This is a genomic window from Nocardia brasiliensis (assembly GCF_042691675.1).
GTDB lineage: Bacteria > Actinomycetota > Actinomycetes > Mycobacteriales > Mycobacteriaceae > Nocardia > Nocardia brasiliensis_D.
Genome location: NZ_CP170507.1, coordinates 5,866,597 through 5,881,588, shown reverse-complemented (window position 1 = coordinate 5,881,588; position 14,992 = coordinate 5,866,597). Strand labels below are relative to the sequence as shown.

The 14,992-nt window shown below is 69.1% G+C and carries 14 protein-coding genes; 7 read left to right on the top strand and 7 right to left on the bottom strand.

What is annotated here, in order from left to right; translation table 11 throughout:
* Nucleotides 1-15 precede the first annotated feature (15 nt).
* Nucleotides 16-1,881 carry a glutaminase A gene (gene glsA / locus ACFK0J_RS27005; RefSeq protein WP_378731946.1) on the bottom strand — a complete coding sequence of 622 codons (1,866 nt, stop codon included), beginning with the start codon at nt 1,879-1,881 and terminating at the stop codon, nt 16-18.
* 167 nt (nt 1,882-2,048) lie between these two features.
* On the opposite strand from glsA, the gene dxs reads away from it, so the two are divergent.
* Nucleotides 2,049-3,977, top strand: a complete 1,929-nt coding sequence (gene dxs / locus ACFK0J_RS27000) for a 1-deoxy-D-xylulose-5-phosphate synthase (protein ID WP_378731943.1) — start codon at nt 2,049-2,051, stop codon at nt 3,975-3,977.
* A gap of 8 nt (nt 3,978-3,985) precedes the next feature.
* Here dxs and ACFK0J_RS26995 read toward each other — a convergent pair whose 3' ends face one another.
* Complete coding sequence (locus ACFK0J_RS26995; protein WP_378731940.1) at nt 3,986-4,735, bottom strand: methyltransferase domain-containing protein; 750 nt, start codon at nt 4,733-4,735, stop codon at nt 3,986-3,988.
* Between the two features lie 28 nt (nt 4,736-4,763).
* Here ACFK0J_RS26995 and ACFK0J_RS26990 point away from each other — a divergent pair, with 28 nt between their 5' ends.
* Both ACFK0J_RS26990 and ACFK0J_RS26985 read left to right on the top strand, forming a co-directional pair.
* Entirely contained in the window at nt 4,764-5,159 is a 396-nt protein-coding gene (locus ACFK0J_RS26990) for a MerR family transcriptional regulator (protein WP_378731938.1), read from the top strand.
* 8 nt (nt 5,160-5,167) lie between these two features.
* A complete protein-coding gene (locus ACFK0J_RS26985) occupies nt 5,168-5,542 on the top strand; it encodes a DUF5655 domain-containing protein (RefSeq protein ID WP_378731935.1) in 375 nt (124 codons plus the stop codon).
* 9 nt (nt 5,543-5,551) lie between these two features.
* On the opposite strand, the gene ACFK0J_RS26980 is transcribed toward ACFK0J_RS26985, so the two are convergent.
* Together ACFK0J_RS26980 and ACFK0J_RS26975 are read right to left on the bottom strand one after the other, a co-directional pair.
* Nucleotides 5,552-6,814: an HRDC domain-containing protein gene (locus ACFK0J_RS26980; RefSeq protein ID WP_378731932.1), complete on the bottom strand. Its 1,263-nt coding sequence runs from the start codon at nt 6,812-6,814 to the stop codon at nt 5,552-5,554.
* Nucleotides 6,815-6,906: 92 nt separating this feature from the next.
* The gene (locus tag ACFK0J_RS26975; RefSeq protein WP_378731929.1) at nt 6,907-7,545 is read right to left on the bottom strand and encodes a DUF3000 domain-containing protein; all 639 of its coding nucleotides are present in this window, start codon (nt 7,543-7,545) and stop codon (nt 6,907-6,909) included.
* A 247-nt stretch (nt 7,546-7,792) separates the two neighbouring features.
* On the opposite strand from ACFK0J_RS26975, the gene hemE reads away from it, so the two are divergent.
* The 4 genes from hemE to hemQ all read left to right on the top strand — a co-directional run bounded on the left by hemE (nt 7,793) and on the right by hemQ (nt 11,472).
* The gene (hemE, locus tag ACFK0J_RS26970) at nt 7,793-8,857 is read left to right on the top strand and encodes a uroporphyrinogen decarboxylase (RefSeq protein ID WP_378743040.1); all 1,065 of its coding nucleotides are present in this window, start codon (nt 7,793-7,795) and stop codon (nt 8,855-8,857) included.
* A gap of 74 nt (nt 8,858-8,931) precedes the next feature.
* On the top strand, nt 8,932-9,072 hold the full coding sequence (locus ACFK0J_RS26965) for a hypothetical protein (RefSeq protein WP_378731926.1): 141 nt from the start codon (nt 8,932-8,934) through the stop codon (nt 9,070-9,072).
* Between the two features lie 57 nt (nt 9,073-9,129).
* A complete protein-coding gene (locus tag ACFK0J_RS26960; RefSeq protein ID WP_378731923.1) occupies nt 9,130-10,473 on the top strand; it encodes a protoporphyrinogen oxidase in 1,344 nt (447 codons plus the stop codon).
* Between the two features lie 303 nt (nt 10,474-10,776).
* The gene (gene hemQ / locus ACFK0J_RS26955) at nt 10,777-11,472 is read left to right on the top strand and encodes a hydrogen peroxide-dependent heme synthase (protein WP_378731921.1); all 696 of its coding nucleotides are present in this window, start codon (nt 10,777-10,779) and stop codon (nt 11,470-11,472) included.
* A 102-nt stretch (nt 11,473-11,574) separates the two neighbouring features.
* Here hemQ and msrB read toward each other — a convergent pair whose 3' ends face one another.
* From msrB to ACFK0J_RS26940, 3 genes are all read right to left on the bottom strand, one after another.
* Nucleotides 11,575-12,018: a peptide-methionine (R)-S-oxide reductase MsrB gene (gene msrB / locus ACFK0J_RS26950; protein WP_378731919.1), complete on the bottom strand. Its 444-nt coding sequence runs from the start codon at nt 12,016-12,018 to the stop codon at nt 11,575-11,577.
* Entirely contained in the window at nt 12,018-13,334 is a 1,317-nt protein-coding gene (locus ACFK0J_RS26945) for a glycosyltransferase family 87 protein (protein ID WP_378731917.1), read from the bottom strand. Before ACFK0J_RS26945 ends, msrB begins: the two co-directional genes overlap by 1 nt.
* Nucleotides 13,335-13,418: 84 nt before the next feature.
* Complete coding sequence (locus tag ACFK0J_RS26940; RefSeq protein WP_378731915.1) at nt 13,419-14,975, bottom strand: alpha/beta hydrolase; 1,557 nt, start codon at nt 14,973-14,975, stop codon at nt 13,419-13,421.
* Nucleotides 14,976-14,992: the final 17 nt, after the last annotated feature.

Sequence of the window (14,992 nt, the reverse complement as noted above, 5' to 3'; positions counted from 1 at the left end):
TCCCCGCCGACGCGCTCAATAATCCCCACCGCGTACCGCGATCGCGCGCACCGCCGCATCCATCTGCGCGTACGCCCCCGCCGCGAGCCGTTCGAGCAGCGCCAGCTTCAGCTGCGGCGCCTGCGAGGTGAGTCGATCGAACCGCGCGGGGTTCAACACCGCGACCCGCACCCCCCACTCGGCCCGCGCCTCGTTCACGAACGGCGTCCCGACCAGCATCGGAATCTCCCCGAACGACATCCCCGCCGACAAACTCACCAGCCGATGCGTCCGAGCGTCACTGCCCTCGAACGTGATCCGCACCCGCCCCTCCAGAATCAGATACAGCCCCGATCGCGCACTCCCGCGCCGCGCGATCACCTCACCGCGCGCGAACGTGCGCACTTCGAACTCCTTGGCCAACCGCGCCCGGTCGTCCGCCGCCAGCGCGGCCAGCGCGGGATGATCCTCGATCGAGATCGACGTGCACTCCGGCTCATCGGCGGGCCGGTGCCGGTCGAGCACGATGTTCTCACACCATTCGGTCGCGGTATCGCGGTCGATGAACACCCGCCCGCGCGGGTCGTCGGGATCCAAGCTGGACACCAGGTGCCCAAGTTTGGCATCGGGGTCGACCAGCGCCACCCGCACGCCGACCGCCGCGAGCTCGGTCTGCAGGTCGTCGAGCATCCGCACCGCGATCGCGCTCACCTCGCCCACCCGGCGCAGATCGACCACGAGCGCCGCCAGCTCACCCGCCTGCGCCTCGATGGTCCGCACCGCGCTCTCCGCGCCGGCGAACAACAGATCGCCGTGCAATTCGTAGACCCGGGCCCGGTGCCCGTGCTCGGCGAGCAACGCGATCTCGTCGGTCGTCCGGCGCAGCCGCGACGGCACCTCGGCCACCGAGTACCCGACCCGGATCGCCGTCCGCGCCGCCCGCGTGACGTGCAGAAAGTGCAGTTCCAGCCGCCGCGACAACTCCCGGCAGGCCGCTACGCCGCGCACACTGTTGCCGTGCGCGTCCAGCCGCGGCGAGTAGACCGCGATGCCGATCTGCCCCGGCAGCACCGCGACGATGCCGCCGCCGACCCCGCTTTTCGCGGGCAGCCCGACCGTCGTCACCCAGTCGCCTGCCGCGTTGTACATGCCGCAGGTGGTCATCACGCTGAGCACCCGCTCGGTCAGCGCCGTCGACAGCGCGCGTTCCCCGGTCACCGGGTTGCGCCCGTTGTTGGCCAGCGTCGCCGCCATCAACGCCAGGTCGCGGCAGGTCACGTCGATCGAGCACTGGCGGAAGTAGCGGTCGACCGCCTCGTCCGGGTCGGAGTCGATGATGCCGAACGAGCGCAGCATGTACCCGATGGCGCGATTGCGGAAGCCGGTGCGCGATTCGGACGTGTACACCGCCTCGTTCATGCTCAATTCGCGTCCGGCGAAGCGCGCATAACAGCGCCGGATGCGTTCGAAGCGCTCGGCCGGATCGCTGCCGGTGATCAACGCCGCAGCGGTGATCGCGCCCGCATTGATCATCGGATTGCGCGGGCGCTCGGTCACCGGATCCAAACTGATCTCGTTGAACGGCTCACCGGACGGCTCCACGTCGATGCGCTCGTCGACGGCCTCGGTGCCGCGGTCGGCGAGTGCGAGCGCGTAGGTGAACGGCTTGGAGATCGACTGGATGGTGAACGGGGTGGCCAGGTCGCCGGTGCCGTACACCTGCCCGTCGGCGGTGGCCAGGCACAGCGCGAACGAATTCGGCTGCACCGCAGCCAGTTCCGGAATGTAGTCGGCGAGCATGCCGGAATCGTCGGGGCGGCACAGCTGGTAGACGTCGGTGACGATCCTGGACACGACGCCCGGTTCGATTGTCCGCTGGGTCGCCTCTTCGGGCTGGGCCACATGATCACTGTAGGCCGAGTACGGTATGCCGAGGCTCACATTCCGGCCCGATGTCGGCTGGTGATGGTCGTTGCCAGGTGTGGCAGTTCGGTTCTCGTTCCAGGGCACCGCCCGCCGCTCCGTAGACTGATCGGATCAGATGCACAATCCGGAGGGAGCGAGTTCAGGTGGGAGTGCTTTCCCGGGTCGACACGCCCGAAGATCTGCGTCCGCTCACCGCGCCGCAATTGCGTGAGCTGGCGGACGAGATCCGTGAGTTCCTGGTGCGGAAGGTGGCCGCGACCGGCGGGCACCTCGGCCCGAATCTCGGCGTGGTCGAGCTGACCATCGCCCTGCACCGGATCTTCGACTCGCCGGCCGACCCGTTGATCTTCGACACCGGCCACCAGGCCTATGTGCACAAGATCCTGACCGGCCGCAAGGACGAGTTCGACACGCTGCGCAAGCAGGGCGGACTGTCCGGCTACCCGAGCCGCGCCGAGAGCGCGCACGACTGGGTGGAGTCCTCGCACGCCTCCGCGTCGTTGTCCTACGCGGACGGCCTGGCGAAGGCGTTCGCGCTGAGCGGGCAGAACCGGCATGTGGTCGCCGTGGTCGGGGACGGCGCGCTCACCGGCGGCATGTGCTGGGAGGCACTCAACAACATCGCGGGCGCACCGGACCGCCCGGTGGTGATCGTCGTCAACGACAACGGCCGCTCCTACGCGCCGACCATCGGCGGCCTGGCCGACCGGTTGACCGCGCTGCGCACCCAGCCCGCCTACGAGCACGCGCTCGACGCCGGGAAACGGATCCTGAAGAGCATTCCCCGGGTCGGCGAGTCCGCCTACTCGATGATGCACGCGGTGAAGGCCGGGATAAAGGACGCGGTGAGCCCGCAGGAGCTGTTCAGCGACCTCGGGATGAAGTACGTCGGCCCCGTCGACGGGCACGACATCGTCGCGCTGGAGGCGGCGCTGCGCCGGGCCAAGGACTTCGGCGGACCGGTGGTGGTGCACGCGGTGACGCAGAAGGGCCACGGCTACGCGCCCGCCGAGAATCACATCGCCGATCAGATGCACGCCTGCGACCCGATCGACCCGCTCACCGGGGTTCCGGTCGGTGGGCCGAAGGCGCTCGGCTGGACCTCGGTGTTCTCCCAGGAACTCATCGCGCATGCCGAACAGCGCGACGACATCGTCGCGATCACCGCGGCCATGGCGGGGCCGACCGGGCTCGCGGCCTTCGGCGAACGGTTCCCGGAGCGGATGTTCGATGTCGGCATCGCCGAACAGCACGCCATGGCCTCGGCGGCCGGGCTCGCGCTGGGCGGCATGCATCCCGTTGTCGCGATCTACTCGACCTTCCTCAACCGGGCCTTCGACCAGCTGCTGATGGACGTCGCGCTGTTGAAGCAGCCGGTGACCGTCGTGCTGGACCGTTCCGGCATCACCGGTCCCGACGGCGCCAGCCACAACGGCATGTGGGACCTCTCGGTGCTCGGCATCATCCCCGGCATCCGGGTGGCGGCACCGCGCGACGCGGCGACCCTGCGCGAGGAATTGGCCGAGGCGCTCGCCGTCAACGACGGCCCCACCGCCATCCGGTTCCCCAAAGGCAGTGTCGCCGACGATATTACGGCGGTCGAACGGCTCGACGGGGTGGACGTGCTCCGGCTCGCCGCCGGTGAGCGCACCGGCGACGAACCCGCGCTCGACGGCGGCGGATCGGTCCAGGCGGTTCGCGGTGACGTGCTGCTGGTGGCCGTCGGCTCGTTCGCCGAGGCCGCCCTGCGCGCCGCGGATCTGCTGGAGACCGAAGGGGTTTCGGTCACCGTCATCGACCCGCGCTGGGTGCTCCCGGTCTCCGACACGCTAATCAAACTCGCCGAGAACTACCGGCTCGTGGTCACGCTGGAAGACGGCGGACTGCACGGCGGCATCGGCTCGACCGTGTCGGCTCGGCTGCGCAACTCCGGTCTGGATATCCCGACCCGCGATCTCGGTGTGCCACAGCAGTTCCTGGACCATGCGTCGCGCGGTGAGGTGCACGCGGAGCTGGGACTCACGGCTCCCGACATCGCCCGGCGGATCGGCGGGTGGCTCGCCGCGCGGTGAGCCCGTCGCTATGGCCGGGTCGCCGCCGCGATGAACAGCGGTATCGCCAGCATCAGGCGGCCTGATCCGGCCCGCGCGGTTTGTTCCGCGAGCCACGCTTCGGTGCGTTCGCGGTCCAGTTCGCCGGTGGCGACCGCCACCTCGGTCAGGCGGGTCAGCAGTGAGAGCATGTGCCCGTCGGTGCAGATCGACAGTCGCCCCTCCAGGGTGACGTCGCGGAAACCGCTGGCGAGCAGCATGTTCCGGCATCCGCGAGCGGCCTGCGGATTGGTGATCGCGTCCGCGCGAGCATGCACGATGGCGCGGGTTGTCGCCAGATCGTCCGAATCGATTACGACGGCGTCCCAATCGAGATCGAGCAGGACGATGCGACCGCCCGGCGCCAAGACTCGCTGCGCCTCGGCCAATGCCGCTGCCGGGTCGGCGATTTCGTGGAATACCTTGTCCGCGCGATAACCGGACACCGATTCGTCCGGCAGTGGCAGGGCTTGCGCGCTGCCTGGCCGGAAATCCATTGCGGGCCAGCGTGTTCGCGCGACGTCGAGCATCTGCTGATCCGGATCGATACCGACGGGGCAGGTCCCCCGAGCGGCCAGCTCGGCAACGGCGCGACCGGAACCACAGCCGACGTCCAGCACGGTGGCGCCGGGTGGCAGACGCAGGAGTTCGTAGGAGTGGGTGCGCAGCTCGGCGGCGCCGGGCATGGCGTCGGCGGCGTCGAGTCGCTGGATCAAACTGTCGGTGGCAGAGGTGGACATAGCGGCCATCATTCGACTTAATGTTGACATGAAGTCAAGTGCCGCGGCGACAACCATCGGGACGGTGGCCGCGCGATTCGGTCTGGCAACCCATGTGCTGCGGCACTGGGAATCCGTGGGTCTACTTGATCCCGAACGGGATTCGGCCGGACGCCGACGCTATACCGACGACGATGTCTTCCGCGTCGCCGTCATCCTGCTCGCGAAGGACGCCGGATTCAGCCTCGACGAAATCCGCGCAATCCTCACCGGCTCCGACCGCTCGGCGGTACTGCTGCGGCGGCGCGAAGAATTACGGGCACGCATCGCCCGCGCGCAGGCCTCGCTGGAGATGATCGATCACGGGCTGGCCTGCGATTATGCGGACTTCACCAGCTGCCCCCATTTCCGAGCGGCCGCCTCGGCACGGCTGCTTCGGCAATAATGCCAAGGATGGACGAACACACCGTCGAGAATTTGTTCGCCGGCCGACCGGACGCACTGCGCCTGTTCCGCACTCTGGCGCCGCGAATCCAGGCACTGGGCGGGGTCACCACCGCGGTCACCAAAAGCCAGGTTTCCTTCGGCGCCGACCGGAAGTTCGCCTGGCTGTGGCCCACGCCGCGGGGCAAGAAGGTGCCCGAGGACGTCCTCATGCTCACCCTCGACATGCGCAAACCGGTGTCGGATCCACTGGTACTCAGCGTGCAGGAGACATACCCGGGGAAGTGGACCCATCAGATCCGGGTGCTCGACGATTCGGTCATCGAGCACGTGGTGAACGAGGGCTGGCTGCAGGAGGCCTACGACTTCGGCATCAAGGAGTAGCGGCGCGACTCAGTCGGCTTGCTTCGGCGTCAGTGCCTCGGTCAGGACCGGCACAGCCAGTTCACGCTGCCACGGCCTTGCCCCACCCGATTTCAGGAAGCCGTCGATGGCGGCGGCCAGGTCGGCGGGGGAGTCGGGCACGCGGTCGTAATCCGGCAGGCCGTCCCAGCAGAGGCGGCGGACCAGGTCGGGGGAAAGCAGGTTCTCCACCGGAATCGAATGTTCGGTGGACAGCTCGCCCATCGCCGTGCGCGCGCGGGTCAACCGGGCGGCGGCCGCCGGGTCGCGCCGTTCCCAGCGGTTCACCGGGGGCGGACCGTCGAACGGCTGGGTCAGCGGCGGCAGCTCACTGTCCGGCATGGTCCGGCCGCGATCGATCGCGGCCAGCCACTCCCGGGAGTACCGGCGCTGCCGCGGCCCGCCGAATACCGGCAGCGCACGCAGTTGCGCGATGGTCTTCGGGTCGGCCGTCACCGCCGCGATGATCGCGGCGTCCGGCAGAATCCGGGCGGGCGCGACATCGCGGGCGCGGGCCAGCGTGTCTCGGGTGGTCCACAGTTCGCGCACCACGGCCAGTTGCCTGGCCCGGCGCAGGTTGTGGATGCCCGAGGTGCGCCGCCACCGGTCCGCCTTGGGTGCGGCCGGCTCCGCCGTCCTGACGTGCTCGAATTCCTGTGCCGCCCAATCCGTTTTGCCCTGTTCCGCGAGCGCGGCGGCGACCGCGTCGCGCAACTCCAGCAGCAGTTCGACATCCAGCGCCGCGTAGTTGAGCCATTCGTCGGGCAGCGGCCTGGTGGACCAGTCGGCGGCACCGTGTCCCTTGCGCAACGCGTGCCCGAGCAGGTTCTCCACCATCGCGGCCAGTCCGACGCGCTCGAAACCGGCCAGCCGACCGCCCAATTCGGTGTCGAACAGCCGCTGCGGACGCAGGCCGAGTTCGGCGAGACCCGGCAAATCCTGGTCCGCGGAATGCAATACCCACTCGAGACCGTTGATCGCGTCGGCCAGCGGGCCGAGCGCTTCGGTGACCGGAATCGGATCGATGAGGAACGTTCCGGCGCCGTCCCTGCGTAGCTGAATCAGGTAGGCGCGCGCCGAATACCGGAAGCCAGAAGCACGTTCGGCGTCGACGGCGAGCGGGCCGGTGCCCGCGGCGAGACGAGCGGCGGCCGCGGCGATTTCGGCGGCGGTGTCCAGTACCGGAGGCACGCCATCCACGGGCGCGAGCAGGGGAGGCGCGCCGGTGGGTTCGGATTCGTCGGGTACGGACATGTTGTTGAACTTTACGTGCAGTGCCGCGGCGGTCGTCGTCCTATCGGGCTTCCGTGTGTCGGAAGGGAGAACGGCAGCGGAATAGCGGTCGGCTATCGCTGGTCGTTCGACAGGTCCGGCCGCATCTGCAGCTCGGTGATGCCGGCCGGTGGGAGTCCGGCCGCGTAGGCGAGTACCTCGCAGAAACCTTCCACGTGCGGACGCATGTCGTCGGTGAGCGCGGTCCAGGAGGCGCGCAGCTCCAACTGGTGCGCCCGTGGCGGGCCCGCGATATCGCCGTAACGTACCGAACTCGTCGAGGTGACGGTGCCGCCGAGCGCGGTGAACGGTTCCGACCGCGACTCCAGCGCGTCCACCAGCCAGCTCCACGCCACCTCCGGCAGCAGCGGGTCGGCGGCCAGCGCGGCATCGATGTCGGCCTGGATGTAGGCGACCAGCCGCAGCGTGCCATGCCAGGCGTCGTCACCGTCCGGGTCGTGCAGCAGGATCAGCCTGCCGAACGCGTCGCCTTCCGAATCGACCGGCACGACACCGGATTCCGGATGTTTTACCTCGGCACCGAGTGCGTACGAGTAGGGCGCCAGACGTTGCGGCGGCCGGATCGGCGCCAGCTCGATCCGAGGGTGCACGGTAGCGGTGCCCATCGCATCGACCGCGGCGCGAAATTGAGCTGGCTCGCCATGAGGTCCCTCGGTCGGTGCGGCGCCGTCGCGGAAGTCGAGCGGTGTCACGAAGGGGACGGTAGACCCTGTGCACCCGGCACAGTCGGAGGCGCGCCGCTGTATCCCTGCGGCGTCCGCAGGCCCTTCCATGCTTTGGCGCGCCCTCACCGCCGGGCGTGTCGCCCCCCGCCGACCCTAGGAACACACTGTGCCCGTCGAGCGGGACCGCACCGCGACGGCACCCGCGTTCTGTCGCGGCCATGTCCCGTGGGATGGCCCGCCCGGGCGGATGGGGGCTGGACAGCCGCCCTTTACGATGGGCTCGATGAGCACTCATACCCGCCGCCGGTTGACCGATGCCCCGTTCCTGGCCGCCGCCACCGGCGCGACGCCGAGCCGGCGTCCGGTGTGGTTCATGCGGCAAGCCGGACGGTCGCTGCCCGAATACCGCGAGCTGCGCAAGGGCGTCGGCATGCTGGAGTCCTGCTTCGATCCGGAGCTGGTGTGCGAGATCACGATGCAGCCGATCCGCAGGCACGGCGTCGATGCGGCGATCCTGTTCTCCGACATCGTCGTTCCGCTGAAGGCGGCGGGCATCGACCTCGACATCGTGCCCGGCGTCGGACCGGTCATCGCGTCGCCGGTGCGCACCGTCGACGATGTGCGCGGGCTGCCGCGGTTGCGCCCCGAAGAAGTGGGCGCGGTCACCGACGGGGTGCGGTTGCTGGTCGACGCACTCGGCGAGACGCCGCTGATCGGGTTCGCGGGCGCGCCGTTCACGCTGGCGTCCTACCTGGTCGAGGGCGGGCCGAGCAAGAACCACGAGCGCACCAAGTCGATGATGTACGCCGACCCGCAGACCTGGCACGCGCTGCTCGGTGCGCTCACCGACATCACCATCGCCTTCCTGCGGGCCCAGTTGGCCGCCGGTGTCGACGCCGTGCAGCTGTTCGATTCCTGGGCCGGGGCGCTGTCCCTCGCCGACTATCGCCGGTTCGTGCTGCCGCACTCCGAACGCGTCTTCGCCGAGGTCGCCGACGCGGGCGTGCCGCGCATCCACTTCGGTGTCGGTACCGGCGAGCTGCTCGGCGCGATGGGTGAGGCGGGCGCCGATGTGGTCGGTGTCGACTGGCGGGTGCCGCTCACCGAGGCAGTGCGCCGCGTCGGACCCGGAAAAGCGTTGCAGGGCAACCTCGATCCCGCCGTCCTGTTCGCGGGCTCGGCCGCGGTCGAAGCCGAAGCGCGCCGCATCGCGCACGAGGCCGACGAGGCGATCACGTTGGGCGCCAAGGGACACATCTTCAATCTCGGCCACGGCGTGCTGCCCGACACCGACCCCGGCGTACTGACCGCACTGGTCGACCTGGTGCACGAACTGTAGTGCTCGCGCGGATCGTGGCCGGGGTCCTGGCGAGCTAGCTGTCGCTAGCCATCTGGGTCGATACGCCGCGCACCGTGCGACTGGCGCGCGGGCTCGAACGGGACGGCGAAGCCGCGCTGCCGCTGTGGGAGCGCTGGATGACCGACGAGGACGACCACTTCGCCGCGGACGACACCCGCGCCCACGCGGACATCATCGTCAGCGGTGTCCCCTGAGCACGCCGCCCTGACCTAGTGGCGGTGGGTGTGCGGGCGGGGGATACGGTCGGGGCTATGAGGATCGCAGTGGTCGGTGGCGGGATCAGTGGGATGGCTGCCGCGTATCGGTTGCGCGTGCTGCTGGGAGCCGAGGCCGACATTCTGGTGCTGGATCGGGCCGAGCGGGTGGGCGGGATTCTGTATACCGGTGAAGTAGCCGGGGAGCCTTTGGATCTCGGGGCGGAGGCGTTTGTCGGGCGGCGGCCCGAGGTGCCGGAGTTGCTGCGCGAGGTCGGACTGGAGACGCAGCTGGTGACGCCCGCGGGGTTGCGGCCGCTGCTGTGGTCGGGCGGCGTGACGCATCCGCTGCCGGAGCGGACGCTGATGGGGATACCGGCGGACGCCGAATCGATGCGCGGGCTGGTCGACGCGGAGACGGTCGAGCGGATCGCCACGGAACCGCGGCGGCCGCTGGCCTGGGAGCCCGGCGCCGACATCGACGTGTACCGGCTGATCGCCGACCGGTTCGGGGCGCAGGTCGCCGAGCGCAGCGTGGACCCGCTGCTCGGCGGGGTATACGCCGGGAGTTCCCGCTCGATCGGGATACGCGCCGCGCTGCCGACCTTGGCCGCCGCGTTGGACGACGGCGCGCCCAGTCTCACCCACGCGGTCTCCGTCGCGCTGCCGCCGCCCTCGGACGCACCGGTGTTCGGTGGGCTCCGCGACGGTTATCAGGTGCTGCTGGAGGCGTTGGCGGCGCGATCCGGCGCGAAGTTCGTCACCGCGACACCGGCCACCCGGCTGGCCCGTGGGCTGCGCGGCTGGGTCGTCGACCCGATCGGTGCGGTCGACGCGGTCGTGCTCGCCACGCCCGCACCGGTCAGCGCGCGACTGCTCGGTACGGTCGCACCGAACGCCGCTGCGGCGCTGGCCGGTATCGAACTGTCCTCGTCCGTCGTTGTCGCACTTGCCCTTCCCCGCGACACCGCGCTCCCGCACAACTCCGGCATCCTGGTTGCTACCGGAGAACCGTTGCGCGCCAAGGCATTCACTCTGTCCAGCCGCAAATGGACCCATCTGGCCCAGCGCGAAACGGCGTTGGTCCGTGCCTCGTTCGGCAAATTCGGTGACGACTCGACCCTGTCCTGGTCGGACGCCGACCTGATCACCGCCGCCGCCGAGGATCTGGCCACCGTGACCGGCGTCGCCATCGAACCGGTTTCCGCCGTGGTGCGGCGCTGGCGCGGTGGGCTCGCGCAATACGCCCCCGGTCACACCGATCGGGTCGCCGCCATCGAAGCCGCGGTCGATTCGCTCGACGGAATCGCCGTCGCGGGCGCTTATCTGCACGGCGTCGGCGTCCCCGCCTGCGTCGCTTCAGGTAACGCCGCCGCCCACCGCATCGCCGCCGTAGGCTGAAGCGCCGCAAGCTCAGTCCCGTTCGGGCCATCGTCGCTGCTTACCGAATCACCGCCGTAACCACAAGCGCGGCAAGCTCATTCGAGGCAACCGTCACCGACCGGGCGCTCGCCGTCGCGCCGACCGCCCCGGTCTCGCGGAAGCTCATTCGAGGTGAGTGAACCACTGCTGTCGGCAGGCGGCTGGGGGCCGCATTGAGCCGCAGCCGCCCACGGCGATCCCACGCCCCGCATCGTTCGACATGGACGCCCACGACCGTGGACCGCGAAACGGTCACATTCCGGCGAGTGGCACGATGTGTGCATGGCGCGACTCGATTATCAGGCACTCAACTCGACCATTCGCTACCTGATGTTCTCGGTGTTCCAGGTGCGGCCGGGTGCGCTCGGCGACGATCGGGCCGCCGCGATCAAGGAGGCGCGCGCGTTCTTCGACGGTCTGGCCGATCGCGAGGTAGTCGTTCGCGGCGTCTACGACGTGGCGGGGATGCGCGCCGACGCCGATTTCATGATCTGGACGCATGCCGAACGGGTCGAGGACCTGCAGGCCGCTTACGCCGACTTCCGCCGAACCACCGAGCTCGGCCGGGCCAGTGCCCCGGTCTGGAGCAATGTGGCGCTGCACCGGCCCGCGGAGTTCAACAAGAGTCACGTGCCCGCGTTCCTGGCCGGCGAGGACCCGGGCAACTACATCTGCGTGTACCCGTTCGTCCGCTCCTACGAGTGGTACCTGCTGCCCGACGAGGAGCGGCGCAAGATGCTCGCCGACCACGGCAAGGCCGCCCGCGGCTACCCGGACGTGCGCGCCAATACGGTCAGCTCGTTCGCGCTCGGCGACTACGAGTGGATCCTCGCTTTCGAGGCCCCCGAACTGCACCGCATCGTCGACCTCATGCGTGACCTGCGCGCCACCGAGGCCCGCTTGCACGTGCGTGAGGAGACCCCGTTCTTCACCGGCCCCCGTGTCGAACTCGACAAGCTGATAAACGCCCTGCCCTGAGCCGAGACCGAGGCCTGAGCTATCAACCGGCAAGCCCCGGGTTTTCGGGGCGTGCGAGGCGTCGCGCCGGACCGTACTGTTCGGTCCAGCGCTCGACGCTGATTACTCCGCTGCGCTGCCCGAGGGGTGCAGTCGCAGGGAGATGGAGTTGATGCAGTAGCGCTTGTCGGTGGGCGTGTTGTATCCCTCGCCCTCGAACACGTGGCCGAGGTGGCTGTGGCAGTTCGCGCACAGCACTTCGACCCTGTGCATGCCGAGCGTGTCGTCCGATTTCAGGATCACCGCGTCGGATTTCGCCGGGTCGAAGAAGGACGGCCACCCGCAGTGTGAGTCGAATTTCTCGGTGCTGCGGAACAGTTCGGCTCCGCAGGCCCGGCACTCGTAGACGCCGTCGGTCTTGGTGTCGGTGTATTCACCGACGAAGGGACGTTCGGTGGCTGCCTCGCGCAGCACCGCGTATTCCTCGGGGGTCAGCTTGGAGCGCCATTCCTGGGGCGTCAGCTGGATCCGCGGCGCGGGCAGGGACGTGTCGGCTTCGGAACTCATCACTCCACGCTAATACGTTTCGCGGTGGTCGTCGCCGAACCATTCGTGGGGCTGGGCGAATCGGGCACCGAAGCGCCCGGGGTGGCCGCGGCGCCGGTCGGCACGGGCTTGATCCAGGTGGGGTCGATGCCGAAGGCCAGCCGCCCTTCGCGCCGCGCGGCCAGGTACCGATCACCGAGCACGCAGAACACCACGATAAGCAGCAGTCCCCAACCGAAGGTGATGCGCAGGTACTCGAGGTCCCGGCCGATGTGCTGCCAGCGGTCCGAGAGCCACTTGTCGTAACTCATGAACCCGAACACCGCCAGCCACGCGGGCCAGTTGCGCAGCACCGAATTGCGCAGCACCACCGTCATCAGGAACGGGAACAGCATCATCGAGTAGTACATCTGCCCCAGCGAGGGCAGCAGGAACACCGCGGTGAGCAGCACACCCGAGGCGGTGCAGACGAAGAACAGTTCGTCGTCCCGGTAGTAGCGGTACAGCAGCCACAGCGAGATGGCGACGAGCACGCCCATGCCGAGGCGCATGAGCCAGATCAGCCAGGGCTGCACGCCGTAGTACTCGCCGTTGCCCGGGATCGAACTGTTGAAGTAGTCGCGGGTTTCGAAGAGATAGTGCGCGGTGCGGGTGAAGAACTTCTCCGGGTCCTTCGACATCGGCCACGCGATCGCGGTCAGCGCCAGCGGCACACCGAGCGCGGTGATGAAAACCTTCCACTGCCCACGAACCAAGGCGATCAGAAGTAGCGGTGCCAGAGTCGGTTTGACCGCGATACTCAACCCGAGTGCGGCACCCGCCCAGAGGTCTCGTCGTTTGAGCAGCAGGTGCAAGAAGATCAGCTCGGCCAGCAGGATGCAGCCGTTGACGTTGGTGAAGACGAGCGTGTTGATGACCGTCTCCGACATGAACATCGCGAACAGCAACACCGGCGCGACAACCGAACTCACCGTGAATCGGAACAATCGCAGCAGCAGATACCAGGCGGCGATGATCGCGATCGCGTTCAGCAGGATGAACAGCCAGCGCGCCTTCTCGTAGTCGAGCACCGCGACCGGAGCGATGAGCAGCGTGCCGCTCGGGTAGTACAGGTAGTGCGGATCGACCGAGTCGAAGTTCGCCGTGTACACCGGGCGCCCGTTGAGAAAATCGAGCGATGCCTGGTAGACCGGCCGGAAGTCGTCGGTGATGAAACCATTGACAGCCTTGATGAAAACCCGGTTCAGCACCGTCATGACCGCGAAGGGCCAGAGTGCGAACTTGATCACCTCGGCGGTGGTGCGAGCAGTGCGGGGCTCGAGCTGTCGAAGTAACACTGGGGCACGGTACACCGGATCACCTTCGCACGGTTGCCCGGACCTGTCCGACGCGCCGCTCGAGGCGCTATTCGGGGCGCTGGATCAGGCCGGGCAGACGGTCCCGTCGGCGGGCAGTTCGGCGTCCTTCAGGTAGTCGACCACGGTCCGCTGCGCACACGTCGAGTGGGTGGACACCGGATGGCCCCAGCCCTGCCAGGTGAGTCCGGCGGTGCGGGCACCGGCCGTGCCGAGTGCGCCCGCGACCGACGCCTGGCCACCGTTGCCCACCACCGGGTCGGCGATGCCGCCGAGGATCAGCACCGGAATGGAGAGTTTCTCCGGCATCGGCGGCGTGGTGGACACCGGCCAGGCCGCGCATTCCATCAGCCCGATCGCCGCGTTCCGGCCGAACACGGGGTACTTGCTGCCCCAGGTGCCCATCAGTTCCTTGGCTTTGCTGGGCGTCGGCGGCTGCTGAGTGTCGGTGCAGCGGTTCACGAATTGACCGTCCCCGGCGATCGCCGCGGACTCACGCAGGATGAGGTTGCCGAGCGGACCGCGATCGCCGCGCCCGGCCGCCGACAACGCGTCGGCGAGTTCGCCGATCCGGTTGGCCTGGTCGGCCCGCGGGCTGCCGAGGAAGCCGGATATCGCGGTGAGCAGTGCGTTGGCCGAGATGTCACCGAGCCCGCCGGAACCGGCTCGCTGCACCAGCTCGGTGATCGCGGCGCGCGGGTCCGGTCCGAGCGAACAGCTGATTCCGGTGCAGCGCTGGGCGAATGCGGTCAATGCCGCCTCCGCGCCCGCCAGTTGCTGCTCGGCCCGGGTGGCGGCGTCCGCGCCGACGGCCTCGGGGGAGTCGACGACCAGCCTGGCCAGATGATCACCGTATTTACGGGCGTAGCTGAGCGCGACCTTCGCGCCGTTGCCGGTGCCGAGCAGTGCCACATGGTCGACCTGCCACTGCTTGCGCAGCTGTTCGATGTCGTCGGCGGCGTGCGGCGCGTCGAAGGTGCCCTCGTAGGGCTGCAGGAAATCGCGGCAGGCGATGGTGGCTTCCTGACTCAACACCGTCATCGCCTCGACGGGATCGGTTGCGCCGGGACCGAATTGGGCGTTGTCGGCCAGGCCCTTGCGCACCTCCGGGGGCAGACAGTCGAGCGCCTGCGAGCTGCCGATGCCGCGCCGGTCCACCGCGACGATCGGGCGGGCGGCCAGCAGGGCGCTCGCGGGTCCGGCGGCCAGTCCGGCGAGCGTGGCGGTCGAGGAGCGGTCCGTGCCGGAGGTGAGCACGATCGGGGCCGCGTCCGCCGGGGTCTGGGGCAGCCGGGCGCGCATGGCCGCGGCCCGGAAGTTGCCGAGCACGGCACCGGTCGAGTCGATCGGCGTCGAGTACTCCGCGCATTCGAGTACCAGGCCCGCCGGAGCCGGGCCGAGGCCGAGCAGGTTCAGGGTCGGCACTGTGCAGTCGTTCCACGCCAGGTCGGTCTTGGGCAGCTCAGCGCTCGGCGGCGGGGCCGGTGCGGCCGAGGTGGTGGCATTGCCGCCGACTCGTTCACGCTCGACGGCGACGCCGGGTCGGTCGGAGGGTCCCGCCCCGCATCCGGCGATCATGATCGAGAGTGTCGCGGCCAGCACGACGGCCCGAGTCCAGCGCATGCGCTACAGCCTGCCAG

What these genes read in the sequence shown, in the direction of transcription:
- msrB (WP_378731919.1), bottom strand. Translation starts at nt 12,018, where the DNA reads ATGAGTTCCGAAGCCGACACGTCCCTGCCCGCGCCGCGGATCCAGCTG.
- ACFK0J_RS26995 (WP_378731940.1), bottom strand. Translation starts at nt 4,735, where the DNA reads ATGTCCACCTCTGCCACCGACAGTTTGATCCAGCGACTCGACGCCGCC.
- hemE (WP_378743040.1), top strand. Translation starts at nt 7,793, where the DNA reads ATGGGCTCGATGAGCACTCATACCCGCCGCCGGTTGACCGATGCCCCG.
- hemQ (WP_378731921.1), top strand. Translation starts at nt 10,777, where the DNA reads ATGGCGCGACTCGATTATCAGGCACTCAACTCGACCATTCGCTACCTG.
- ACFK0J_RS26960 (WP_378731923.1), top strand. Translation starts at nt 9,130, where the DNA reads ATGAGGATCGCAGTGGTCGGTGGCGGGATCAGTGGGATGGCTGCCGCG.
- ACFK0J_RS26990 (WP_378731938.1), top strand. Translation starts at nt 4,764, where the DNA reads ATGAAGTCAAGTGCCGCGGCGACAACCATCGGGACGGTGGCCGCGCGA.
- ACFK0J_RS26940 (WP_378731915.1), bottom strand. Translation starts at nt 14,975, where the DNA reads ATGCGCTGGACTCGGGCCGTCGTGCTGGCCGCGACACTCTCGATCATG.
- ACFK0J_RS26980 (WP_378731932.1), bottom strand. Translation starts at nt 6,814, where the DNA reads ATGTCCGTACCCGACGAATCCGAACCCACCGGCGCGCCTCCCCTGCTC.
- ACFK0J_RS26985 (WP_378731935.1), top strand. Translation starts at nt 5,168, where the DNA reads ATGGACGAACACACCGTCGAGAATTTGTTCGCCGGCCGACCGGACGCA.